Raw genomic sequence first — 324 nt, 5'->3', positions numbered from 1 at the left:
TAAAAAAAAGCCTGCAAATAATTGCAGGCTTATCTTATGTGGCTCCTCAACCTGGACTTGAACCAGGGACAAACGGATTAACAGTCCGTTGCTCTACCAACTGAGCTATTGAGGAATTGTTCTTTATGTAGTTGCCTTTAATAATGAAAAGCGACTAATTTTATTCGCTACTACCAATTAATTGAAGTAGTCATTCAAATAAAAAAAAGCCTGCAAATAATTGCAGGCTTATCTTATGTGGCTCCTCAACCTGGACTTGAACCAGGGACAAACGGATTAACAGTCCGTTGCTCTACCAACTGAGCTATTGAGGAATTGTTCTTT

The 324-nt window shown here is 38.6% G+C and carries 2 tRNA genes; both read right to left on the bottom strand.

Annotated features, from left to right (window positions below):
* Positions 1–39: 39 nt before the first annotated feature.
* A tRNA-Asn gene (locus tag H4J67_RS20135) sits at positions 40–115 on the bottom strand.
* Between the two features lie 123 nt (positions 116–238).
* Positions 239–314 (bottom strand) — tRNA-Asn (locus H4J67_RS20130).
* Positions 315–324: the final 10 nt, after the last annotated feature.

Source organism: Colwellia sp. BRX10-4 (assembly GCF_014077465.1).
In the GTDB taxonomy this organism is placed as follows: Bacteria; Pseudomonadota; Gammaproteobacteria; order Enterobacterales; family Alteromonadaceae; genus Colwellia_A.
Note: the sequence above shows the minus strand (reverse complement) of the source record. Positions and strands in the feature narration are given on the sequence as shown.